This is a genomic window from Streptomyces sp. NPDC030862 (assembly GCF_055571835.1).
This window is the reverse complement of sequence record NZ_JBVIEN010000009.1, coordinates 11,722-33,141: the sequence shown is the minus strand read 5'-3', so window position 1 is coordinate 33,141 and position 21,420 is coordinate 11,722. Positions and strand designations below refer to the sequence as shown.

General features: G+C 74.3%; 15 protein-coding genes. 11 read left to right on the top strand and 4 right to left on the bottom strand.

Translation table 11 applies throughout. The features are described 5' to 3' along the window. Position 1 precedes the first annotated feature (1 nt). From ACZ42X_RS23680 to ACZ42X_RS23665, 4 genes are read left to right on the top strand one after another with little or no spacing between them, the layout of a single operon-like run. Positions 2–1,105: a cytochrome P450 gene (locus ACZ42X_RS23680; protein WP_468293523.1), complete on the top strand. Its 1,104-nt coding sequence runs from the start codon at positions 2–4 to the stop codon at positions 1,103–1,105. A 20-nt stretch (positions 1,106–1,125) separates the two neighbouring features. Further along, positions 1,126–2,136, top strand: coding sequence for an LLM class flavin-dependent oxidoreductase (locus tag ACZ42X_RS23675; protein ID WP_468293520.1), 1,011 nt, complete (start codon positions 1,126–1,128; stop codon positions 2,134–2,136). Continuing rightward, entirely contained in the window at positions 2,133–5,318 is a 3,186-nt protein-coding gene (locus ACZ42X_RS23670) for a non-ribosomal peptide synthetase (protein ID WP_468293517.1), read from the top strand. Before ACZ42X_RS23675 ends, ACZ42X_RS23670 begins: the two co-directional genes overlap by 4 nt. Continuing rightward, complete coding sequence (locus ACZ42X_RS23665; protein ID WP_468293514.1) at positions 5,311–6,204, top strand: thioesterase domain-containing protein; 894 nt, start codon at positions 5,311–5,313, stop codon at positions 6,202–6,204. Before ACZ42X_RS23670 ends, ACZ42X_RS23665 begins: the two co-directional genes overlap by 8 nt. Positions 6,205–6,240: 36 nt before the next feature. Here ACZ42X_RS23665 and ACZ42X_RS23660 read toward each other — a convergent pair whose 3' ends face one another. The 3 genes from ACZ42X_RS23660 to ACZ42X_RS23650 form a co-directional block, all read right to left on the bottom strand. After that, positions 6,241–6,777 carry a helix-turn-helix domain-containing protein gene (locus tag ACZ42X_RS23660; protein ID WP_468293511.1) on the bottom strand — a complete coding sequence of 179 codons (537 nt, stop codon included), beginning with the start codon at positions 6,775–6,777 and terminating at the stop codon, positions 6,241–6,243. A gap of 8 nt (positions 6,778–6,785) precedes the next feature. Then, positions 6,786–7,343, bottom strand: a complete 558-nt coding sequence (locus tag ACZ42X_RS23655) for a helix-turn-helix domain-containing protein (protein WP_361417903.1) — start codon at positions 7,341–7,343, stop codon at positions 6,786–6,788. Positions 7,344–7,546: 203 nt separating this feature from the next. Further along, positions 7,547–9,034: an aminopeptidase P family protein gene (locus tag ACZ42X_RS23650; RefSeq protein WP_468293506.1), complete on the bottom strand. Its 1,488-nt coding sequence runs from the start codon at positions 9,032–9,034 to the stop codon at positions 7,547–7,549. Positions 9,035–9,298: 264 nt separating this feature from the next. Between ACZ42X_RS23650 and ACZ42X_RS23645 the strand changes: the two genes are divergently transcribed. The 7 genes from ACZ42X_RS23645 to ACZ42X_RS23615 all read left to right on the top strand — a co-directional run bounded on the left by ACZ42X_RS23645 (position 9,299) and on the right by ACZ42X_RS23615 (position 20,062). Then, positions 9,299–9,775 (top strand): YbaK/EbsC family protein, encoded by a 477-nt coding sequence (locus ACZ42X_RS23645; RefSeq protein WP_468293503.1) that lies wholly within the window; start codon positions 9,299–9,301, stop codon positions 9,773–9,775. Positions 9,776–9,861: 86 nt separating this feature from the next. Then, positions 9,862–10,065 (top strand): FxSxx-COOH cyclophane-containing RiPP peptide, encoded by a 204-nt coding sequence (gene fxsA / locus ACZ42X_RS23640; RefSeq protein ID WP_468293500.1) that lies wholly within the window; start codon positions 9,862–9,864, stop codon positions 10,063–10,065. Beyond that, positions 10,062–11,285, top strand: coding sequence for a radical SAM protein (locus tag ACZ42X_RS23635; RefSeq protein ID WP_468293497.1), 1,224 nt, complete (start codon positions 10,062–10,064; stop codon positions 11,283–11,285). The genes fxsA and ACZ42X_RS23635 overlap by 4 nt, the downstream gene beginning before the upstream one ends. Then, the gene (locus ACZ42X_RS23630; protein WP_468293494.1) at positions 11,282–12,298 is read left to right on the top strand and encodes an aKG-HExxH-type peptide beta-hydroxylase; all 1,017 of its coding nucleotides are present in this window, start codon (positions 11,282–11,284) and stop codon (positions 12,296–12,298) included. The genes ACZ42X_RS23635 and ACZ42X_RS23630 overlap by 4 nt, the downstream gene beginning before the upstream one ends. 265 nt (positions 12,299–12,563) lie before the next feature. Then, a complete protein-coding gene (locus tag ACZ42X_RS23625) occupies positions 12,564–13,967 on the top strand; it encodes a TIR-like protein FxsC (protein ID WP_468293491.1) in 1,404 nt (467 codons plus the stop codon). Then, entirely contained in the window at positions 13,964–17,944 is a 3,981-nt protein-coding gene (fxsT, locus tag ACZ42X_RS23620; RefSeq protein WP_468293488.1) for an FxSxx-COOH system tetratricopeptide repeat protein, read from the top strand. The genes ACZ42X_RS23625 and fxsT overlap by 4 nt, the downstream gene beginning before the upstream one ends. Before the next feature lie 135 nt (positions 17,945–18,079). After that, on the top strand, positions 18,080–20,062 hold the full coding sequence (locus ACZ42X_RS23615; RefSeq protein WP_468293485.1) for a helix-turn-helix domain-containing protein: 1,983 nt from the start codon (positions 18,080–18,082) through the stop codon (positions 20,060–20,062). Here the strand turns inward: ACZ42X_RS23615 and ACZ42X_RS23610 are convergent. Further along, the gene (locus ACZ42X_RS23610; protein ID WP_468293482.1) at positions 20,038–21,348 is read right to left on the bottom strand and encodes an IS701 family transposase; all 1,311 of its coding nucleotides are present in this window, start codon (positions 21,346–21,348) and stop codon (positions 20,038–20,040) included. The two genes, ACZ42X_RS23615 and ACZ42X_RS23610, sit on opposite strands and share 25 nt — an antisense overlap. Between the last annotated feature and the right edge of the window lie 72 nt (positions 21,349–21,420).

Below are 21,420 nucleotides of genomic sequence, written 5' to 3'. Positions count from 1 at the left end.
CATGCAGCAGACCGGAACAACCCCCGTGCGCTACTACGCGGAACTCGGGTCATGGGTGATCGCCGACCGCGATGTCGCCCAGACCGCCCTCGGGCATCCCGGGCTCTCGTCACGCACCGCCGAGAACGGCATCTACCTCCCCGCCGACATGCGCGAGGAGTGCGGCGAGCTGCTCGACGTCATCGGACGGTGGTTCGTGCTGCTCGACGGCGAGGCGCACCTGACCGGCCGGCGCGCCGTCCAGCGCATGTTCTCGCCGGGCAGGATGCGCAGGATCCAGGAGGAGATCCGCGCCATCGTGGCCCAGGCCGTCGAGGAGTTCCCCCGGGACGGCACCGGTGACGCGGTCACCCGCCTGGCCAACGTGATCTCCGCGCGCACCATGGCCCACCTCCTGGGGCTCCGTGACGTGCACGTGGACCAGCTGCACGAGTGGGCCGCGGCCCTGGCCGACTTCCTGGCCGCCTCGTACCGCAGGGACTTCGCGGTGCGCGCGCAGCGGGCGCTGCGCGAGATGGGCCGGGCGCTGCGGAGCGTCGACGACGAGGACGGCATCTGGAACCTGGCCGTGGGCGACGACCAGGACCGCCTCGCCACCTGCTCGATGGTGCTCTTCGGAGGCCTGGAGACGACCGCCTCACTGATCGGCCTCTCGCTCTGGTACGTGCTGGAGAACGACCTGTCCGGCCTGGTCCGCGACCCCGCCGGAGCGGCGGAGACCGAGTCCCTCATCGAGCGGGTGCTGGAGCTGTACCCGCCGCTGGGCCACGTGGCGCGCACCGCCGTCACGGACGTGGAGATGGGCGGCTGCCCCATCGCCGCCGGTGACCTCGTCCTCGTGTCACTGAACGGGACCGACCCCTTCGCGGCCGCGGCGGCCCGACCGGACCGCCCGGCGGCCCACGCGCCGGGGGCCGAGCGGCCGGGCCATCTCGCCTTCGGGCACTCCCTGCACTACTGCATGGGCGCGACGCTCGCCCGGATGGAGGCGTCGATGCTCCTCGCCCTGTTCTGCGAGCGCTTCCCGACGGCCCGGGTCGGCGCCGTGAAGTGGAGCCGGAACCGCACCTACCGCGGTCTCGCCCACCTCCGTATCGAGCTTTGACAACATTCCGTGCTGGTGAAATGGGGAAGTCAGAAACAGTGGTCACCGTATACACGACCTTTCCGTCGGCGACCGATCGCTCCTCGTGGGAATTCCGTGAGCGTCTGACGCGGGAGGCCAAATGGGCCGAGGCGGCCGGCGTCCGGGGCATGCTCGTCTACAGCGACAACACGCTCCTCGACCCGTGGGCCGCCGCGCAGCTCCTCATCGAGAACACCGAGCGGTTCGTCCCGCTCGTGGCCGTCAACCCGGTGTACATGCACCCGTTCAGCGTCGCCCGGATGATCAGCAGCATCGGGTTCCTGTACGAGCGCGGTGTCGACCTGAACTACGTCACCGGAGGGTTCCACCGGCACCTGCGGGAGCTCGGCTGCGGCCTCGACCACGACCGGCGCTACGACCGGCTCACGGAGTACGTGGAGGTCGTCTCGCGGCTCCTGGACGGTGGCCGCCCGGTCACCTACGACGGGGAGTTCTTCCAGCTCGACCGCGCGGCCGTGACACCGCCGCTCGAACCGGCCCTGCGGCCGGGGGTGTTCGTCTCGGGCACCTCGGACGCCTGCCGCGCGGCCCAGCGGAGGCTCGGCGCCACCCGGCTGTCCTACCCGCGCGAGATCGGCGCGTACGGGGACGGGCAGCCGCTCGCCGGAAGCGGCATCCGCCTCGGCATCATCGCCCGTGACACCGCCGAGGAGGCCTGGGCCGTCGCCCACGCGCGGTTCCCCTCCGACCCCCTGGGCGAGGAGGTCCACGAGATCGCCGCCGAGACCGTCGAGTCGCAGTGGCACCTCAGCCTCTCCGAGGACGCGTTCCGCTCGCACACGCCCAAGGACGCCTACTGGCTCTACCCGTTCCGGGCGTACAAGACCTTCTGCCCGTACCTCGTCGGCACCTACGACCAGGTCGGCGAGCTGCTCGCGCGCTATCTGGCGCTCGGCGTCACGACCCTCATCCTCGACGAGATCACCGAAGAGGCGGACCTGCACCACTCGATGCGCGCGCTGCGCCACGCCCAGGGGGAGACCGCATGATCCCGCTGTCCCACGCCCAGCGCAGGCTGTGGTTCATCGACCAGCTCGAAGGGCCGAGCGCCACCTACAACATCCCGGTGGTCCTCCGGCTCTCCGGCGACCTGGACACGGACGCGCTCCACGCCGCGCTCGCCGACGTGGTGGACCGGCACGAGGTCCTGCGGACCCTGGTGGGAGACGCCGACGGCGAGACCGTGCAGAACATCCTGCCGCGGGGCGTGGCCGAGGTGCGCCTGGAGGTGTCCTACGTGTCCGAGGAGGAGCTGGAGGACGCGGTCACGCACGCGTCCTCGTACGTCTTCGACCTCGCCGCCGAGATCCCGGTGCGCGGCTGGGTGTTCTCCACCTCGCCGACCGAGCACGTCCTCGTCGTCCTCGTCCACCACATCGCGAGCGACGGCTGGTCGACCGGTCCGCTGCTGCGTGACCTGTCCGAGTCGTACGGGGCGCGCCGCGAGGGCGCGGCCCCGGCGTGGCCCGAACTGCCCGTGCAGTACGCCGACTACACCCTGTGGCAGCGGGAGCTGCTCGGCGACGAGGACGATCCGGACAGCCTGGTCGGCAGGCAGCTGGCGTACTGGCGGGACCAGCTCGCCGGGCTGCCCGACGAGCTGCGGCTGCCGACCGACCGGCCGCGCCCCGCCGTCCCCGGCCATGGCAGCCGGATCGTCGAGTTCCGGCTCGACGCCGAGGTGCACGCACGCCTCGACGCGCTCGCCCGGGACCGCCAGGCCACGATGTTCATGGTGGTCCAGGCGGCGCTCGCCGCCCTGCTGACCCGGTTGGGCGCGGGCACCGACGTGCCCGTGGGCTCGGTGATGGCCGGGCGGACCGACAGCGCGCTCGACGACTTGATCGGGTTCTTCGTCAACACCCTGGTCCTGCGCACGGACACGTCGGGCGACCCGACGTTCACCGAACTGCTCGACCGCGTGCGGCGTACCGACCTGAGCGCCTACGCGCACCAGGACGTTCCCTTCGAGCGCCTGGTGGAGGTGCTCAACCCCGCCCGGCACACCGGTCGGCACCCCCTCTTCCAGACGCTGCTGGTCTTCCAGAACAACGACGAGGGTGCCCTGGACTTCCCGGGCGTGGACGTGCGTCCGTGGGAGGGCACCGCGCAGGTGGCGAAGTTCGACGTGAGCCTCGGGATGTCCGAGACGCGCGGACCCGACCGGGAGCCGGCCGGACTGTACGGCGGGTGGGTGTTCGCCGCGGACCTCTTCGACGAGGAGACCGCGCAGGCCGTCTCCGCGCGCTTCGTGCGGCTGTTGGAGGCGTTCGCCGCCGACCCCGGGCTGCGGATCGGCGCCGCGCCGCTGCTGGACCCGGCCGAGCACCACCGGCTCGTGCACGCGTGGAACGACACCGCGCGGCCGGTGCCGCAGGAGGGGCTGCCCGAGCTGTTCGACCGGCAGGTACGGCGTACGCCGGAGGCCACGGCGCTGGTGTGCGGGGAGACCCGGCTGACCTACGCCGAGCTCGACGCCTGGTCGAACCGGCTCGCGCGGCGGCTCGTACGGGAGGGGGCCGGGCCCGAGACGCTGGTGGCCGTGTCGGTGCCGCGCTCCGCCGAGATGGTCGTGGCGGTCTGGGCGGTGCTCAAGGCGGGCGCCGGCTATCTGCCCCTCGACCCCGACCTGCCGGCCGGGCGGGTGGAGACCGTCCTGGCGGACGCGCGTCCCGCGCTGCTGCTCACGACGGGCGGCGCCCCACCGGGATCCGGACCCGCCGCCGGACTGCCGAGGGTCCTGGTCGAAGAGGCCGCCGGGGACGGTGCCGAGCTGTCGGGCGCCCCGCTCACCGATGCGGAGCGCCGCGGCCCGCTGCTTCCGGACCACCCGGCGTACGTGCTCCACACCTCCGGGTCGACGGGCCGCCCCAAGGGCGTCGTCGTCCCGCACCGCGCGGTCCGCGCCCTGGCCGTGTGGGCCGGCGAGGGGTACGGCGCCGGACGCCTCCGGCACGTGCTGGCCGCGACCTCGCTCAGCTTCGACGTGTCGGTCTTCGAGATCGTCGTCCCGCTGCTGTGGGGAGGCCGCGTCGAAGTGGTGCGCGACCTGCTGGAGCTGGCCGAACGCCCCGGCTGGTCGGCCACCCACGTCGGTGGCGTTCCCTCGGCCTTCGCCGCCCTGGCGGGGCGCGAGGAGCTGGACGTCGAGGCCGCGACGCTGGCGCTGGCCGGCGAGGCACTCACGTCCGGAGTGGTGCGCAGGCTGCGCGCCGCCCTGCCCGGGGCGGAGGTGGTCAACCTGTACGGGCCCACCGAGGCCACCGTGTACGCCACGGCGTGGTTCGGCGGGGTCGACTCCCCGGCCGGGGAGACCGCCGAGGCGGTCCCCATCGGCAGGCCCTTGGACAACACCCGCGCCTATGTACTGGACGAGCGCCTCCAGCCCGTCCCGGTGGGTGTGACCGGCGAGCTGTACCTGGCGGGCGCGGGGCTGGCCCGGGGGTACCTGGGCCGGCCGGCTCTGACCGCGGAGCGGTTCACGGCCTGCCCGTTCGGCGAGCCGGGCGAGCGCATGTACCGGACGGGCGACCTGGTCCGGCGGCGGCCGGACGGCCAGCTGGTGTTCCTGGGCCGGGGCGACGACCAGGTGAAGGTGCGCGGCCACCGCATCGAGCCCGGCGAGGTGGAGTCCGCCCTGCTGGACCACCGGCGGGTCGGATCCGCGGCGGTCGTGGTGCGCGAGGACGTACCGGGGGACCAGCGTCTGGTGGCGTACGTGGCGCCGTCCGACGCGGTGCCGTCCGCGTCGGCGGCCCTGGACGCGGGAGCCCTGCGGACGTACACGCGCGAACGCCTGCCCGCCTACATGGTGCCGTCGGTCATCGTGGTCCTCGACGCCCTGCCGGTGACGGTCAGCGGCAAGGTGGACCGGGGGGCGCTGCCGGTGCCGGAGAGCAGCGGGTCGGTCTGGCGGGGCCCGAGCACGCCGCGGGAGGAGACGCTGTGCGCGATGTTCGCCGAGGTGCTGGGCGTCGAACAGGTCTCGGTCGACGACGACTTCTTCGAACTCGGCGGCCACTCGCTGCTGGCGATGAACCTGGTGGCCCGGGTGCGCTCGCTCTTCTCGGCCAACGTGAGGTTCCGGGACTTCTTCTACCACGCCACCGTCGCGGACCTGGCGCGGATGGTCGACCGGCATGCCGGGGCGGGGGGTGCGGCCGGTGCCTAGCCCGACGAAGCCGCTCCCGCCCGCCCGTCTGATCCCCCTGGGGTCCGCGGCCGACCGGCCCCCGCTGTTCCTCGTCCACGCCATCGGCGGGACCGTCCACGCGTACGCGGCGCTCGCCAAGTGCCTGGAGGACAGCTACGCGGTGACGGGCATCGAGGCCTTCGGCATCCGCGATGACGATCCCCCGGTCAACACGCTGGGGGAGATCGTCGGCCGCTACGTCGAGGCGGTGCGGGCCGTGTCGGAGCCGGGTCCGTACCGGCTCGGCGGCTGGTCGATGGGCGGCATCGTGGCCTTCGAGATGGCCCGGAGGCTGGAGGCGGAGGGCGAGGAGGTCGAGTTCGTCGCCCTCCTGGACTCCCCGGTCTCGCTGAGCCGGGCGGACCTGGGGTACGCGGGCACGGGCGGCGGACGTTCGCTGCCGGCCCGGTTCACCGAGGACGTGTCGGATTCGCTCGGCTGGAGCATGCCGGCGGCCGGACTCGCGGACACCGATCCGCTGGGGTGGCTCGCGGCGGCCATCGCCGGTGGCCACGGAGAGGACGCGGCGGACCAGATCGCCGTCGTGCGCGACGAACTGGAGCGGCGCTTCGCCGTGTTCCGGGCGCACGCCGAGGCCCTGACCGCCTACCGCCCGAGCGGCCCGGTAGCCGCGGAGCTGCGGGTGCTGATCCCGGACGACTCGCCGAACCTCGGCTCGGCCCCGCGCTGGGCGGAGGTGACGCGCGGCCGGTTCCGGCACGCGGCGGTGCGCGGCGACCACTACACCTTCCTGCGGCCCCCGGTCGTCGCCGACGTCGCGGCGTTCGTGGCCTCCGCCCCCCGGGCGGCGGCCGCGGAGGGCCCTGCGACGGCGACGGGCGCGTGCGCTGCGCCACGCCGGTGAGGAGCTCCGATGCCGGCCGTCATGTGCGCGGGAGGGTCAGTCGCGCTGGCTCGGGCACGACACCCACGTCACCCTCGACGCCTCGACGGCCTGCCACGACACCTCGCCCGGCTCCGTCACGTCGAGGGCGTCGCCCGCGTCGAGCGTGTAGTCGGTGGAGTCCACGCGGACGACGACGGTGCCGCTGATGACGTAGACGAACAGGCCCCGGTCGTCGAGGTCGACCGGGCAGGCGCCGTGGTCGCCGGGGAGCGCGGAGACGACGCAGCCGCGCAGCGAGAGCAGGGGGTGCGAGATCTCGGTGAGGCCCCGCGGCCCGTCGGGGACCTTGGCGCGGCGGAGGGTCTCCTGGCCCTCCTGGGCGAGCACCTCCGGGATGGTCACGCCGAGGGCCTCGGTGATGGCGGCCAGGGTGTGCAGCGAGGGGTGGTTGACGCCCTTCTCGACCGCGGAGAGGTACGACACGGAGACGCCGCAGACCTGGGAGAGCGCCGCGAGCGTGAGCCCGCGCTCCTTGCGCATGCGGCGCAGCTGTCCGCCGACGCGGGCGGCGAGGGTGTTCTGGTCGTCCACGTCTCTCTTCACAGGATCGCCGGGGTGACGGCCCACAGGATCACCGCGGGGTCGTCGGAGGTGACCGTGAGCGTGTGCTCGGGGTGGGAGGAGTAGTGCAGCGTCTCACCGGGGCCCAGCCGGAGGACCGTGGCCCCGATGCGGGTCTCGATCTCCCCCTCCAGCACGAGCAGGAGCCTTTCGCCGAAACAGGAGTAGGGCGCGGTGGTGTCCGGTGGTTCGATCCGGTCGAGCAGGCCCGTGAAGGCGGGGGCGACCGAGCGCGCGGACAGGACGGTGTAGGTCCGCTTCAGGCCGGTCACCACCCGCATGTGGTTGGTGTCGGCGGCCCGGTGGACGTGCACGGTCTCGCGGGCCACCGGGGGAAAGAACGCCGACATGTCGGTGCCCAGGACGGCCGCGAGGGTCGACAGCGCGCTGAGGCTCGGGGTGGTGACCCCGTTCTCCACGTTGGCGAGGTAGCCGCCGGTGAGGTTGGCGCGGTCGGCGAGGTCGGCGAGCGTCATGCCGCGGGCGCGGCGCAGCCGGCGGAGCCTGCCGCCCACCTGTTCCACGAGCTCGTCCATGCGCCGTCCCCGAATCGTCGTTCCGCTCCCGCCCTGCCGTGCTGCCAAGAATAGGCGGGGCGCCGCGGACCGGGGCCTCGGCCTCTTCCCGTGCGGGAAGCGCGCGGAAGGCGGGGCGCGGTGTGCCGCCGCACCCCCGTGACGCCGGCACACCTCACCCCGCCCGCCGCGCGCTCCGGTCGGCCGTGCGGACCTCCCCGCTCTCAGGCGCCGTCGACGCCCGGCTCCCGCGGACCCGCCTCCCGCTGGGCGGCGAGCCACGCCTCCACCTCGTGCGACGCCGTCGGCAGCGCCTCCGTCAGCAGCCGGGAGCCGCCGGCGGTGACCAGGACGTCGTCCTCGATGCGTACGCCGATGCCGCGCAGCTCCTCCGGTACCAGCTCGTCGTGGGGCTGGAGATAGAGGCCCGGCTCCATGGTCAGCACGTGGTTCTCGCGCAGCCTGCCGCTGCCGTAGTGCTCGGGCCGGGCGTGCCCGCAGTCGTGGACGTCGAGGCCGAGCATGTGCCCGAAGCCGTGCAGCGACCACCTGCGGTACGCCATCGTCTCCGGGTCCAGCACCTCCTCCAGGCTCCCCTTGAGCAGGCCGAGCCCGCGCAGTCCCTCGGCGAGGACCCGGTTGCAGACGTTCTGGACCTCGGCGAACTCCACGCCCGGCGCGATGGCCTCCAGGCCCGCGGTCCGCGACGCGTACACGATGTCGTACACGTCGCGCTGCGCCCGGCTGAAGGTGCCGGAGACCGGCAGGACGCGCGTCACGTCGGCCGTGTAGCAGTGGACGTTCTCCACGCCCATGTCGAGGAGCAGGATCTGTCCCGGCTCCACCGCCGCGTCGTTGCGCGTCCAGTGCAGGATCGTGGAGTGGGGGCCGCCGCCGACGATGGAGCTGTAGCCGACGCCGTTGCCGGCGACCCGCGCACGCCAGGAGAAGACGCCCTCGATGTACCGCTCGGACGTCGGGGCGTCGGGCCGCAGTCGCCGGGCGACGTCCTCGAAGCCGAGCACGGTGGCGTCGACCGCGTCCTGGAGCTGCGCGATCTCCCACTCGTCCTTCTCCAGGCGCAGTTCGGACAGCACGCTCGCGAGCAGCGCGTCCCGCTCCTCGTTGTCGGGCGTGACGGGCAGCGCGCCGCGCTCCATGCCGCCGTCGATGCCGGTGTCGTACCCGCGCAGCACCCGCAGCCGGTCCGACGCCGCCAAGGAGGAGAGGACCCGGGGCAGTTCGCCCAGCGGGCGCGTCTCGATCCCGAAGAGGACGGACTTCTCGCGCGGCGAGTAGCGCCGGCCGTGCCAGATCTCGCCGTCCATCCGGTCGAGGTACTGGGCGCTGGTCGAAGCGTCCGAACGCGGCTGCGCGTACAGCACCGCGTCGTGCCCGGTGGCCGTCGGGTGCAGTACGAGCACCGAGTTGGGCTCCTGGTCGCCGGTCAGCCAGAGGAAGTCGCTGCCCGCGCGGAACTCGTACGGCGCGCCGAAGGTGCGGGAGCGGATGTTCCCCGTGGGGATCACCAGGGTGTCGCCCGGGAAGGCCGCGGAGAGCAGCGCCCGGCGCCGGGTGAGCTGCTTGACGTGGGGGACCGGGGCGACGTCGGCCTCGTCCTTGCTCCAGCCGGTCGTCATCAGGTCAAGGAACTTCCGGGGGATGGCCCGGTCGTGCGTTCCCGAGGTCTCTTCCCGCCCGATGTTGCCCATGGTGTGTCCCTCTTCCGTTGTCGGGGGCTGACGCTGCGCGCAACTCGACAGGCGGGCACCGCCGTGGGCGCGGCCCGCACATTTCCTGTAAAGAAATAGCTCCTATCGGTGGCCAGGAAACTAGCGACGGCGCTTCGAGCGTGTCAAGGTGTTCACAGGCCGTCAGGACGCCGGTCGGACACGGGACGGACACGGGGCGGGCCGACGTCAACCGGCCGCCTTGACCGGCCGGTTGGGGGCCTTGCCCGTACGGAGGGAGTTCCTTTGCACGAACGAGTACGTCGCGTCAGCGCGGTCCTGCGCGAGAACGGCGGTTCCGCCGAGATCGTCGAGCTTCCGGCCCCCGCCCCCACCGCCGCGGCGGCCGCGGGCCAACTCGGCTGCCCCGTGGGCGCGATCGCCAACAGCCTCGTCTTCCTGGTCGACGGCGCCCCGGTGCTCGTGCTGGCCGGCGGGGACCACCGCGTCGACACCCGGCTGATCGCCCCCGTCCTGGGTGTCGCCCGCAGCAGGATCAAGCGCGCCGGCCCCGACGCCGTCCTCGCCGCGACGGGGCAGGAGGTCGGCGGCGTGGCGCCCGTCGGCCATCCGCAGCGCCTGCGCACGCTGGTGGATGTCGCCCTCGACGCGTACGACCATGTGTGGGCCGGCGCCGGCATGCCGCACACCGTCTTCCGTACGACGTTCACCGAGCTGCTGAAGCTCACCGGCGGCGAGGCCGTGGTGGTCTCCGAGGGGTGAGGCGGCGGTCGCGTACGCGATGCGCTTGCGCGAGCGGAGCGGCACTCTCTGTTATATGCTCCGGCACAAAGTGAAGGTAGGGGATCATGGACGCGACTGATTCGCCCGCCCCGCTCATCTCGGTGCTGGCGGACGTCAGCGCCCTGAGCGACGCAGAGCTGGCCGAGCTGCCGGACACGGTGTTCGGCGCCATGGTGGCGCGACTGCGGGACGACGCCCTCCATCCCTCCTGCGAGCCGGTGTCGGCGTTCGGCTCCGCACTGGTCGAAGTGGGCCGGCACCTGCAGTGATCCCCCGTCAGTTTCTGTTGAAGCTGCACGGGCGGTGCAACCTGTCCTGTTCGTACTGTTACGTGTACGAGGCGGCCGATCAGAGCTGGCGGACCAAGCCCCGGCGGATGGACTCCGCGACCGTGCGGCAGGTCGCCCGGCGGATCGCCGAACACCGGCGGGCCGACGCCTCCCTCCCCGGCGCGGGCATCTCGGTCGTCCTGCACGGGGGCGAACCCCTGCTCGTCGGCGCCCGGCACCTCGACGAGACGCTGAGCGCCCTGCGCGAGGCGCTCGGCAGCGGCCCCGACGTAGCGCTGGGGCTGCAGACCAACGGGGTGCTGCTGCGCGAGGCGGCGTTCCTGCGGGTGCTGCGCCGGCACGAGGTGCGCGTCGGCGTGAGCCTGGACGGCACGGCGCGGAACCACGACCGCAACCGGCGGTTCGCGGACGGCCGCGGCAGCCACGCGGCCGTCGCCGAGGGCCTGCGGGCGCTCGCCGCGGCGGAGAACCGGCACCTGTACGCAGGGGTGTTGTGCACCGTCGACCTGGCCCACGACCCCGTCGAGACCTACGAGGCGCTGCTGGAGTTCGCGCCACCGCGCATGGACCTGCTGCTGCCGCACGGCAATTGGAGCGCCCCACCGCCGGGCCTGGCGACCAGGGCGCTGCCCGCGGCGCCGCCGGAGCCGGACGGCACGGCGGCACAGGCACCGCCACCGGCACAGACGCAGGCACCGACTCCGTACGCCGACTGGCTCCGCGCCGTCTTCGACCGCTGGTATGGCGCGCCCCGGCGCGAGACCGGCATCCGGCTCTTCGAAGAGCTCATCATGGCGCTGCTCGGCGGCCGCGCCGCCAGCGAGATGGTCGGCACCGGCGCCCCCGACCTGGTGGTCGTGGAGACCGACGGCACCCTGGAGCTCGCCGACAGCCTGAAGGTGGCGTACGACGGGGCCGCCGCCACCGGGCTCGACGTCTTCCGGCACTCCTTCGCGGACCTGGACCGCCATCCCGCCTTCCGTACGCCCCCTCGGGCGGCGGTGTGCGGCCGCTGCCGGCTGGAGCGGGTGTGCGGGGGCGGGCTGTACGCCCACCGCTACCGGGCGGCCGCGGGCGCGGAACCCTTCGGCCACCCGACGGTGTACTGCCAGGACATGGCGGCCCTCATCCGGCACATCCAGGGCGCGCTGGAGCGCGACCTCGCCGCCCTCGGGCACACCACCGGAGCGGCCCGGTGACCCGGGCGCGGCCGCACGTCATCCCCCGCGACACCTTCCTCGCGCTGGCGCGCGGGCGCGGCGGCGCGGCGGCCGTCGCCGTCCTGCGCGCCGGGCAGCTGTCCAAGCGCAGGCTGCTGCTGGGCGCGGTGCGCCGGGCCGCCGAGGAGCGCCGGCCGCGCGCCGCCCGCGCCGCGCGGCTCGACGAGACGTACGACCGGCTGGAGCGGCTCCGCCGCCGCTCGCGCGCCCGCTGGGAGGCGGCGCTGCTGGAGCCGTACGTCGACCTGTGGGCGGCCGAGTGCCTGCGCGCGCTGTACGCGGACGACGGCGCGGAACCGCGGCTCGGCGGGCTCGCGGAGCTGCTGGCGGGCGCGGGGCACCCGGTGCGGCTGGAGGCCGCCGGGCACACGCTCACGCTGCGGATCGCCGACCGGGGGCCGTACCGCGAGGCGCACGGCGAGCCCGTGCCCGGGCCCCTCGGCGCCGGGGAGCTGCACCGCTGGGAGCGGGCCCTCGCGGCGGCCTGGCACGTGCTGGCCCACCGGCACCCCTGGTACGCGGAGGCCGTCGCCGCCGGACTGACCACGCTCGTGCCGCTGCGCCCCCGCCCCGACGGCACCGGTGTCTCCTCGGCGGTGCGCCGCGCCTACGGAGCGGTCGGGGTGTCGCTGCCGCCCGACCCGGAGCGGCTGGCGCTGGCGCTGGTCCACGAGTTCCTGCACGTCCAACTGGGCGCGCTGCTCGACCTCGTACCGCTGCACGGCCCCGACTCGGGCGCCCGCTACCACGCGCCGTGGCGGACCGACCCCCGGCCGGCGGGGGCGCTGCTCCAGGGGACGTACGCGCACCTGGGCGTCTCGGACTTCTGGCGGGTGGAGCGGGGGGCGTACGCACGCGAGCAGTACGCGCACTGGCGCGGCCGCACGCTGGCGGCGGCCGGGACGCTGCTCGATTCAGGCGAACTCACGGACGAGGGACGGGAGTTCGTGGCAGAGTTGCGGCGGACGATGGCCGCGTGGGGCAGCCCGTAGGCGAGTTCTGGCCATAACGTGACACGCCGCCCGCCGCTTGTGTCCGCGCCGCAATAAGGGGTGGGCACCGGGGGTATCCCCCCGGTGCCGGGGGCGTGCCGACCGTGAGCAAGGGCGAGTGAGCCGAAGGGGCGTGGCGGTGTCGAAAGGGAGAACGCGCGGAGGGTCGTGAGGAACGAGCGACCCGAGCACGATCGACTGTCGACACCGTCTTAGGCGCCCCGGAGGTGAACCGAGCCACGAGAAAAAGGGGCTGGGGGCGCGGGTGGGGCCGTACTTTTTCCTGAGCTACGCCAGGGTCGACGACAAAGACGCCTACGTGCACCAGTTCTACGACGACCTGTGCGCCCAGATCATCGAGCTGTCCGACTCCTCCGCCCAGGTGCCCGTCGGCTTCCGGGACAACAGCTCCATCCGGCTCGGCGAGCACTGGAGCGAGCAGCTGGAGCGGGCCCTCGGCAGCTGCCACTCCATGGTGGCGCTCTACTCCCCGGCGTACTTCCGCAGCGAGTGGTGCTCCCGCGAGGCGGGCGTGATGCTGCGGCGCGCCAACCAGTACTTCGTACGGACGCGGAAGGGCTCCTCGGCGCTGATACCCGTGCTGTGGCAGCCCGTCGAGGTACCGCAGGAGGTCGCGCACATCCAGTACGTCACCGACGGCCTCGGGTCCTGGTACGCCGACGCCGGGCTGCAGCGGCTCCTCCAGCGCGACCCCGGCGGCGACGACTACGGGAACGCCGTCCGGCTGATCGCGCAGCGCGTGCTGGACGTCGCCCGGAACGAGAAGCTGCCCGCGCCCGAGCACCCGGTGCGCCTGGCCCACGAGCCGCTGTCGTTCCAGCCGCGCACCGAGCCGGTCCGGCCGGGCAGCACCGTGCGGTTCTTCGTCGCCGCGAGCACCGCGGAGACCGCGCCCGAGGCCCGGCGCGGCGCGCCGTACTACGGCCGGGCCGGGCTCGACTGGAACCCGTACCACCCGCAGGAGGAGTACCCGCTCTACCAGCAGGCCCAGCGGCTGGTCACCGCACAGGGGTACGGCACCGCCTACCACGAGGTGCGCACCGGGCTCACCCGGCAGCTCAGCCAGGCGTGGCGCGACGACCAGGTGACGATCCTGCTGGTGGACGCGTGGAGCGCGCCCGCCGCGCCCTACCGGCGGCAGCTGGAGGACTTCGACCGCACCGAGCACCCGGCGACGGGCGTCCTCGTGCCGTGCCACCCGCAGGAGGAGCGGGACCACCACGAGCTGTGGAGCGGCGTCACCGAGATCTTCGAGCGCAAGGCGTCCCGGGGCACGCACGACCGGCAGTTCCAGTTACGGGTCTGCTTCCCGGACTTCAAGCGGGCGCTCGGGCAGATGGTGTCGTCCGCCCAGAACAACCTCATCCGCAAGCGGCAGGCCGCCGTCGGGCCGCCGCTCGGGCCGGACGGCGAGGCGGACACCGCGCCCGCGTCACGGCCGATCCTGCGGGGGCCGACCGGCGGTTCCGCCGCGCGCCGCCCGCAGGCCCGCGCCCCGCAGGCCCGCGCCCCGCAGGCCCGGCAGCAGCACCAGCCGCCGCCCCGCTGGGCCGACGAGCGCGGGCCGCGCATCCCGTACAACCCCTACACCCCGTACGAGCCACCGCAGCGGCGTGAGCCCGGCGGCGAGGGAGGGCCTCCACGATGAGCAGCTCCGCCACACCGGCAGCGCCCGGCACGGTCGTCACCTTCTACTCGTTCAAGGGCGGGGTGGGCCGCACCATGGCCCTGGTCAACACCGCCTGGATCCTCGCCAGCAACGGGCTGCGGGTGCTGATGGTCGACTGGGACCTGGAGGCGCCGGGTCTGCACCGGTACTTCCACCCGCTGCTCGTCGACCCCGAACTGAGCTCCACCGAGGGCGTCATCGACCTCATCCGCGACTACGCGCTGCGCGCCGACGAACCGGGGGCCGAGGGCTACGAGGACCGGGCGGCCTGGTTCCGGGACCGCTGCGACGTGGACCGCTGCATCGTCGGCGTCGGCGTGGACCTCGACGGCGGGGGGCGGCTGGACTTCCTGCCGGCCGGGCTCCAGGACGACGGGTACTCGGCCGCCGTCTCCACCTTCGACTGGGACCACTTCTACACCCGCCTGCAGGGCGCCACCTTCCTCGCCGCCCTCCGCGACGAACTGCGGGGCCGCTACGACTACGTCCTCATCGACAGCCGCACCGGCCTCTCCGACATCGCCGGCATCTGCACCGTCATCCTCCCGGACGTCGTGGTCGACTGCTTCACCCTCAGCGCCCAGTCCATCCAGGGCGCGGCGGCGGTCGCCGAGTCCATCCGCGCCCAGGTCGGCCGCCGCCCGGTGCGCATCCTGCCCGCGCCCATGCGTGTGGAGTACGCCGAGCAGAAGAAGCTGGAGGCCGGCCGCGACCTGGCGCGCGGCCGCTTCGCGTCCTTCCTCGGCTCCATGAGCCGCGAGGAGCGCGACCGCTACTGGGGCGACGTCGAGATCCCGTACCGGCCCTTCTTCGCGTACGAGGAGATCCCCGCGCCCGTCGGCGACCGGCCGCACCAGGGCAGCAGCCTGCTCGCCGCCTCCGAGCGGCTCACCGGGCGGATCACCGAGGGCCGGGTGACCCGGCAGCGGGCGATGCCCGAGACGATGCGCCGGGCGCTGCTCTCCTCGTACGAGCGGACCAAGCCGCCGATCCCTTCCGACCTGTTCCTCAGCTACGCGCCCGCCGACCGCATGTGGGCCGAGTGGATCGCGGCCCGGCTCACCGGCCTCGGCTACGAGGTGGCGCTGAGCGGCGCGGCCGAGCACGCGGGCTCCGGGGCGCTGACCGAGGTGCGGCGCGCGCTGGAGGGCTCGGGACGGATCGTGGCGCTGCTCTCCCCGGACTACGTACGCCTGCCGCACGCGCACGAGGTGTGGAAGGCGGTCGCGGCCCGCGACCCGGAGGCCTCGCAGCGGATGCTGATCCCGATCCGGATCCACGCGGCGCCGCTGCCCGCGCCCTTCGCCGACCTCGTCGCCGTCGACCTCGTCGAACGGGACGGCGCCGACGAGGCCGAGGCCGCGCTGCTGGCCGCCGTCGGCCGCCCCGGCGTCACGGCCGGGGACGGGGCGCTCCGGCCGCTCCCGCCCGACGAGGACCGCAGCCCGCGCTACCCCGGCACACCGCCGCCGGTGTGGCAGGTGCCGCCGCGCAACGCCGCGTTCACCGGGCGCGGGCGGGTGCTGGAGGAGATGCGCGACGGGTTCGCGGCGGGCGGTCCGCTGGGCGGGCCGCCGCAGGCCGTGTTCGGCATGGGCGGCGTCGGCAAGACGCAGGTCGCCATCGAGTACGCGCACCGGTTCGCCGCCGACTACGACGTCGTGTGGTGGGTCAACGCGGGCCAGCCCGGGCTCGTACGGCAGGGGCTCGCCGCCCTCGCGCCCCGGCTCGGGCTGCCGTCCGGCGAGGGCGAGGACGTGACCGTGACGTCCAACGCCGTCCTGGAGGCGCTGCGCCAGGGCCGCCCGTACCGCAGGTGGCTGATCGTCTTCGACAACGCCGAACAGCCCGAGGCGCTTGCCCCGCTGCTGCCCACCGGCCCGGGACACGTCCTGGTGACCTCGCGCAACCGCACCTGGGGCGAGCGGGCGACCCAGATCGAGGTGGACGTCTTCGCCCGGGACGAGTCGGTGCGGCTGCTCCAGACGCAGAACCCCGACCTGCCGGACCCGGACGCGGGCCAGGTCGCGGAGGCGCTCGGCGACCTGCCGCTGGCCGTGGCGCAGGCGGCGGCGTGGCTGGAGCAGTCGGCGATGCCGGTGGAGACCTATCTGGAGCTGCTGTCCACGCAGTTGGCGACGATGCTGGAGCAGGAGTCTGCCACCGCCTACCCGCGCTCGGCGGCGGCCACCTGGCTGCTGTCGCTGCGCGCCGTACGCGAGTCGATGCCGGCCGCCGCCCAACTCCTGGAGCTGTGCGCCTTCTTCGGCCCCGATCCGATCCCGATGTGGGCGCTGTACGGCAACCGGGCCGGGGAGCTGCTGGCTCGCCACGACCCGCGGCTGATCGACCCGATGCGGATGGGCACCCTCTTCGCGGAGATCAACCGCTACGGCCTCGCCCGCACCAACCAGAGCGACAAGACCATCACCCTGCACCGGCTGGTGCAGGAGGTGCTGCGCTCCCAGGTGCCGCAGGAGGAGTGGGACGCCCTGCGCGCCCACGTCCACGCCATCCTCGCCGAGGCCAACCCCGGCAACGCCGAGGACCCCGCCTTCTGGGACCGCCACGCCTCCCTGCTGCCGCACCTGCGGCCGTCGCGCGCCTTCACCAGCCGGGACAGCCGGGTGCGCCGCTGGATCGCCGAGTCCGTGCGCTACCTGTGGCGCCGCTCGGACTACTCCGCCGCGCAGGAGACCGCGGAACGCGCCCTCGCCGCCTGGGTGCCCGTCTTCGGCGAGGACGACCCGCTCGTGATCTACCTGCGCACCCAGTACGCCAACGTGCTGCGCTCCAGCGGGCGCATCGAGGAGGCGTACGCCATGGACGAGGAGGCCCTGCGGCGCGCCCGCGAGGTCCTCGGCCCCGACGACCACTACACCCTGGTGGCCGCCGCCAACCTGGGCGCGGACCTGCGCAACAAGGGCGCCTACACGCAGGCCCGCGACATCGACCAGGAGACCTACACGCTCTGCCGCCGCGTCTTCGACGACGACCACCCGCGCGTGCTGTTCGCCGCCAACAACCTCGCCGTGTCGCTGTACCTGGTCGGGGACCGGCTGGCGGCGCGCGAGATCGACCGGGGCGTGTGGCAGGCGCGCCTGCGGGTCAGCGGGCCCAACCACCCCGACACGCTCAACTCGGCCAGCAACTACGCGCGCGATCTGCGCGAGACCGGCGCGCAGACGGAGGCGCTGAAGCTGATCCGCGAGACCGTGGAGGCCTTCCGGCAGAAGACCGGCGAGCGCCACCCCGCCACGCTGCGGGCCTCCCGCAACCTCGCCGCCACGCTGCGCCGCCTGGGCCGCTACGAGGAGGCCAGGGCGCTCAGCGCCGACATCCACGAGGCGTCGATGTCGGTGCTCGGGCCCGACCACCCGGACACCCTGGCGGCCGCCATGAACCTCGCCTGCGCGCTGGTGGCCACCGGGCGGGCGGAGATCGCGCGGGCCCTGGCCGAGGACACCCTGGACCGCCACCGCACGCAGCTCGGCGGACGGCACCCCTTCGCCCTCGCCTGCGCCAACAACCTCGCCATCTACCTGCGGCTGACCGGGGAGCGGGCGGCCGCGCTGGCGCTGTCGCGCCGGACCGTGCAGCAGTACCGCGAGGTGCTCGGGCCCGACCACCCGTACACCCTGTGCAGCGCGATGAACCACGCCACCGACCTCGGCGCGGACGGCGGCCCGGCGCGGGCGGAGGAGGCGATACGGCTGGAGCGGGAGGTCCTGGACGGGTTCACGCGGGTGCTCGGCGCGGACTACTACGACGCGATCGGCTGCGCCTCCAACCTGGCGATCGACCTGCGGGCGGCCGGGGCCGAGGACGAGGCGGAGGAACTGCACCAGGAGGCGCTGCGGCGGGCGCGGGCGACGATGGGGCACGACCATCCGACGACGGAGGCGGTACGCGGGTGGGTGCGGCTGGACGCGGACATCGAGCCGCCCGCGACCTGACGGAGCCGGGAGGGACTCGCGGACCTGGGAGTTCGGGTGGCGTCCGGCCGTCCGGACGCTTGTTGACCAATCCCCGGGGGCGGTCTACGTTGCCCCTCGGCCGGGATCTTCCCGGCCCGGGGGAGGGGCCGGGACATGCTGCCGGGGGGCAGGCCGCTCGACGGGTACGCGTTCGCCATGCTCGACCTGCTGGCCGCGGAAGCGCCCGCCGAGCGCCTTGAGGACGTCGTACGGCAGGCCCGCGCGGCCGGTGCCACCGAGGACGAACTGGCCCGGGTGACCGCGGCGAAGGACCGGGCGCTGTCCGTGCGGCGGCTGTTCAGCCGGCGCCGGCAGCGCGAGGCGGGCCTCTCCGCACTGGTCGACACCGCGCGCGACCTCACCCTCCCGTACAACCTGGACACCCTGCTCAAGGTCATCACCCGGCGGGCCCGGCTCCTGCTCGGCCTCGACATGTCCTGGGTGACCCTCCACGACGCCGGGGACGGACTGTCGCACGTACGGGCCGCGGACGGCCACGCCTCGGCGATCACCGTGGGGTTCACGGTCCCGGTGGGAGGCGGCGTCGGCGCGCACGCGCAGCAGCGGTCCGCGCCGTTCTGGACCCCCGACTACCTGAACGACGACGGCTTCACGCACAACGAGACGATCGACGGGGTGGTGCGCACGGAAGGGCTGCACGCCATCCTCGCCGTGCCCCTGCAGCACGAACGGGCCACGTTCGGCGTGCTGTACGTCGCGGACCGCGACGTCCGGCACTTCGCACCCGACGAGATCTCCCTGATGACGTCGCTGGCCGACCTCGCGGCCGTCGCCATCGAGCGGACCAGGCTGCTGGAGCGGGTCCGGGCGGAGGTCACCGAGCTGGAGCGGGACACGACCCGGGCCCGGAACTCCTCCGCCGACGCGCGCCGGCTGCACGGCACCCACAGCGGCCTCATCGACCTGGTGCTGGGCGGCGCCGGCCTGCCCGCCCTGCTGGACCGGGCCGCGGCCGCACTGGACGGGGACCTGCTGGTGCGGGACACCGTCGGCGAGCCCCTCGCCCGCAGCGCCGGCTTTCCGGCCGGGACGGCCGAGGAGCGGCTCGACCGGGCGTGCTTCGACGCGCACGCCGAGCGGGGCCCCGTGCGGTGCGCGGACGACCTGTGGGCGTGCCCGGTCACCGGCGGCACGGAGGACCTGGGCACGCTCGTCCTGTACCGCACGGTCCCGGAAGCCCCCGACACGCAGGTGCGGTTGCTCGGGCTGGTCGCCCAGACCGTCGCCGTCCTGCTGCTGATGCAGCGCAGTACGGCGGTGGCCGAGGGTCAGGTCCGCGACGAGCTGTTCCACGCCCTGCTCCACGCCTCCCCGCTGTCGCCGGGACACCTGGCCGCGCAGGCCCGGCGGCTCGCGGTCGACCTCGCCGAGCCGCACGTCGTGGTGGTGGCCCGGCCCGAGGGCGGGTCACAGGGCCGGGCGGTGGTGTGGGCGTCGTCGTACGCGCACCGGATGGCGGGGCTGAAGTACGCGGACGGCGGCCGCATCGCGCTGCTGCTGCCGGGCCGCGACCCCGGCGCCGCCGCCGAGGCGGTGTCCCGCGAGCTGTCCTCGGTGCTGGGCCACCCGGTGACGGCCGGCGCGGCAGGCCCGGTCACCGGACCCGAGGCCGTCCAGCGCACCCACGGGGAGGCGCAGCGCTGCCTCGACGCGCTCACCGCCCTCGGCGGCACCGGCGGTACGGCGTCGCCGCGTGAACTCGGCTTCCTCGGGCTCCTGTTGTCGGACCAGCACGACGTCGACGGGTTCGTCCGCATCGCCATCGGCCCCGTACTGCACTACGACGGCCGGCAGTCCACCGAGCTCCTGCGCACGCTGGAGTGCTACTTCTCCTCCGGCAGCAGCCCCACCCGGGCGGCCGAGCTGCTGCACGTCCACCCGAACACCGTCTCCCGGCGGCTGGAGCGGATCACCGAACTCCTCGGCGCGGACTGGCAGGAGCCCGCACGGGCGCTGGAGGTGCAGCTGGCGCTGCGGCTCCAGCGGGCCCGGCACACGCTGGTCCCCGGCGGACCGGACGGCCCCGGCGACCCCGGCGGGCAGCCGCGGCCTCAGGCGGGCACCCCCGTGGCGTAAGCCTCCACGGCGCCCGGGTACGCCGGCCCGCTCGCGTCGGCCAGGATCCGTGCCGCGTGCGCCACCGAGGCGAGCGTGATGTGCCGGTGCCAGCCGTGGAACGAACGGCCCTCGAAGTCCCGCAGGCCCACCTGCCCGCCCACCGCCAGACTGTCCGCCGCCACCCGCCGGCACAGCTTCGTCAGCCGCAGCAGCGCGGGCACGGGCGTGCGGTCCATGCCGGTCAGCCAGAACTCCGCCGGCGGGCGACGCGGGTCGTGCCACTCCCCGAGCAGCAGCAGCCCCCGGGACCGCGTCGCCCCGCCGGGGCGACCGGGCCGCGGCCGCACCGGCCCGGCGGCATCGGGCAGCGCCACGCGCGCGGCCACCACCAGGGAGCCGCGCACGGTGGCCGGGCCACCCTCGGGTGACGCCCACCGCACCGGCCGGCGCAGCGCCGTGACGGAGTCGAGGATCTGGTGGGCGGTCAGCCGGCCCGCGCCGAAGCCGGGCATCGACGGATCGGCCACGGTGAGGCCCGTTGTCGCGGGGATCCGCATCAGTAGCGGCACGTCGGCGGCGGCGAACCGCAGCACGGCCGCCCGCACCTCGGCGGCCGCCCGCACCTCCATGGCCGACCGGTCCTCCGCGGCCGCGCCGCCGAGGACCACCGGCGTGCGCGGCAGGCCCCACGACGGCATGGAGTCCAGGACCGCCGCGGCGGCGCCCTCCTCCAGCGTCTCCTCCACTGCCTCCTCGGGGATGTCCGCCCGGCGGCGGCGCTCCGTCTCGCGCAGCCAGTGCGGCGGCAGGTGCAGCCGCCAGTTGACCGGGGCGCTCGTCCCCTCGGAGGCGAACCACACCCCGAAGGCCCGCTGGCCGCCGGCCGACTGGCCGGGCCGCGGCGTGCACCCGCGGTCCACGCCCACCGAGTGCTCGCCGACCTTGGGGATGGACATCGGCTGGACGACCCACGCCTGCGGTGGCATGACGTGCTGCAGGTGGCGGGCGAGGGCCGCGCGCATCGCCGCCCAGTCCCACGTGGAGTCCGTGATGAAGTGGTGCAGGCCCTGTTCGGCGGCGGAGCCGCCGACGACGCGGGCGATGTTGCGCATGGACTTGCGGCCGTCGACCGCGAGCAGCCCGCGCACGTACTGCTCCGCCCGCCGGCGCTGGTCCCTCCTGCGCAGGACCGGGGGGAACAGGGCGCCGGCCAACTCCGCCACCACGCGCTCCGGCCCCGCCCCGGCCCGCTCGTACCCGTACCCGTGCCCGTACTCGTATCCGTATCCGTGGACAGCTCTCATCACCACGCCCCCTGTTCCGCCTCCGTGGCCTCACTGAACCGGGAGCCAGCCTGGTCGCCGGGAGCCCGCGCC

What these genes read in the sequence shown, in the direction of transcription:
- ACZ42X_RS23680 (WP_468293523.1), top strand. Translation starts at nt 2, where the DNA reads ATGCAGCAGACCGGAACAACCCCCGTGCGCTACTACGCGGAACTCGGG.
- ACZ42X_RS23650 (WP_468293506.1), bottom strand. Translation starts at nt 9,034, where the DNA reads ATGGGCAACATCGGGCGGGAAGAGACCTCGGGAACGCACGACCGGGCC.
- fxsT (WP_468293488.1), top strand. Translation starts at nt 13,964, where the DNA reads ATGAGCAGCTCCGCCACACCGGCAGCGCCCGGCACGGTCGTCACCTTC.
- ACZ42X_RS23615 (WP_468293485.1), top strand. Translation starts at nt 18,080, where the DNA reads ATGCTGCCGGGGGGCAGGCCGCTCGACGGGTACGCGTTCGCCATGCTC.
- fxsA (WP_468293500.1), top strand. Translation starts at nt 9,862, where the DNA reads ATGGACGCGACTGATTCGCCCGCCCCGCTCATCTCGGTGCTGGCGGAC.
- ACZ42X_RS23655 (WP_361417903.1), bottom strand. Translation starts at nt 7,343, where the DNA reads ATGGACGAGCTCGTGGAACAGGTGGGCGGCAGGCTCCGCCGGCTGCGC.
- ACZ42X_RS23675 (WP_468293520.1), top strand. Translation starts at nt 1,126, where the DNA reads ATGGGGAAGTCAGAAACAGTGGTCACCGTATACACGACCTTTCCGTCG.
- ACZ42X_RS23610 (WP_468293482.1), bottom strand. Translation starts at nt 21,348, where the DNA reads ATGAGAGCTGTCCACGGATACGGATACGAGTACGGGCACGGGTACGGG.
- ACZ42X_RS23670 (WP_468293517.1), top strand. Translation starts at nt 2,133, where the DNA reads ATGATCCCGCTGTCCCACGCCCAGCGCAGGCTGTGGTTCATCGACCAG.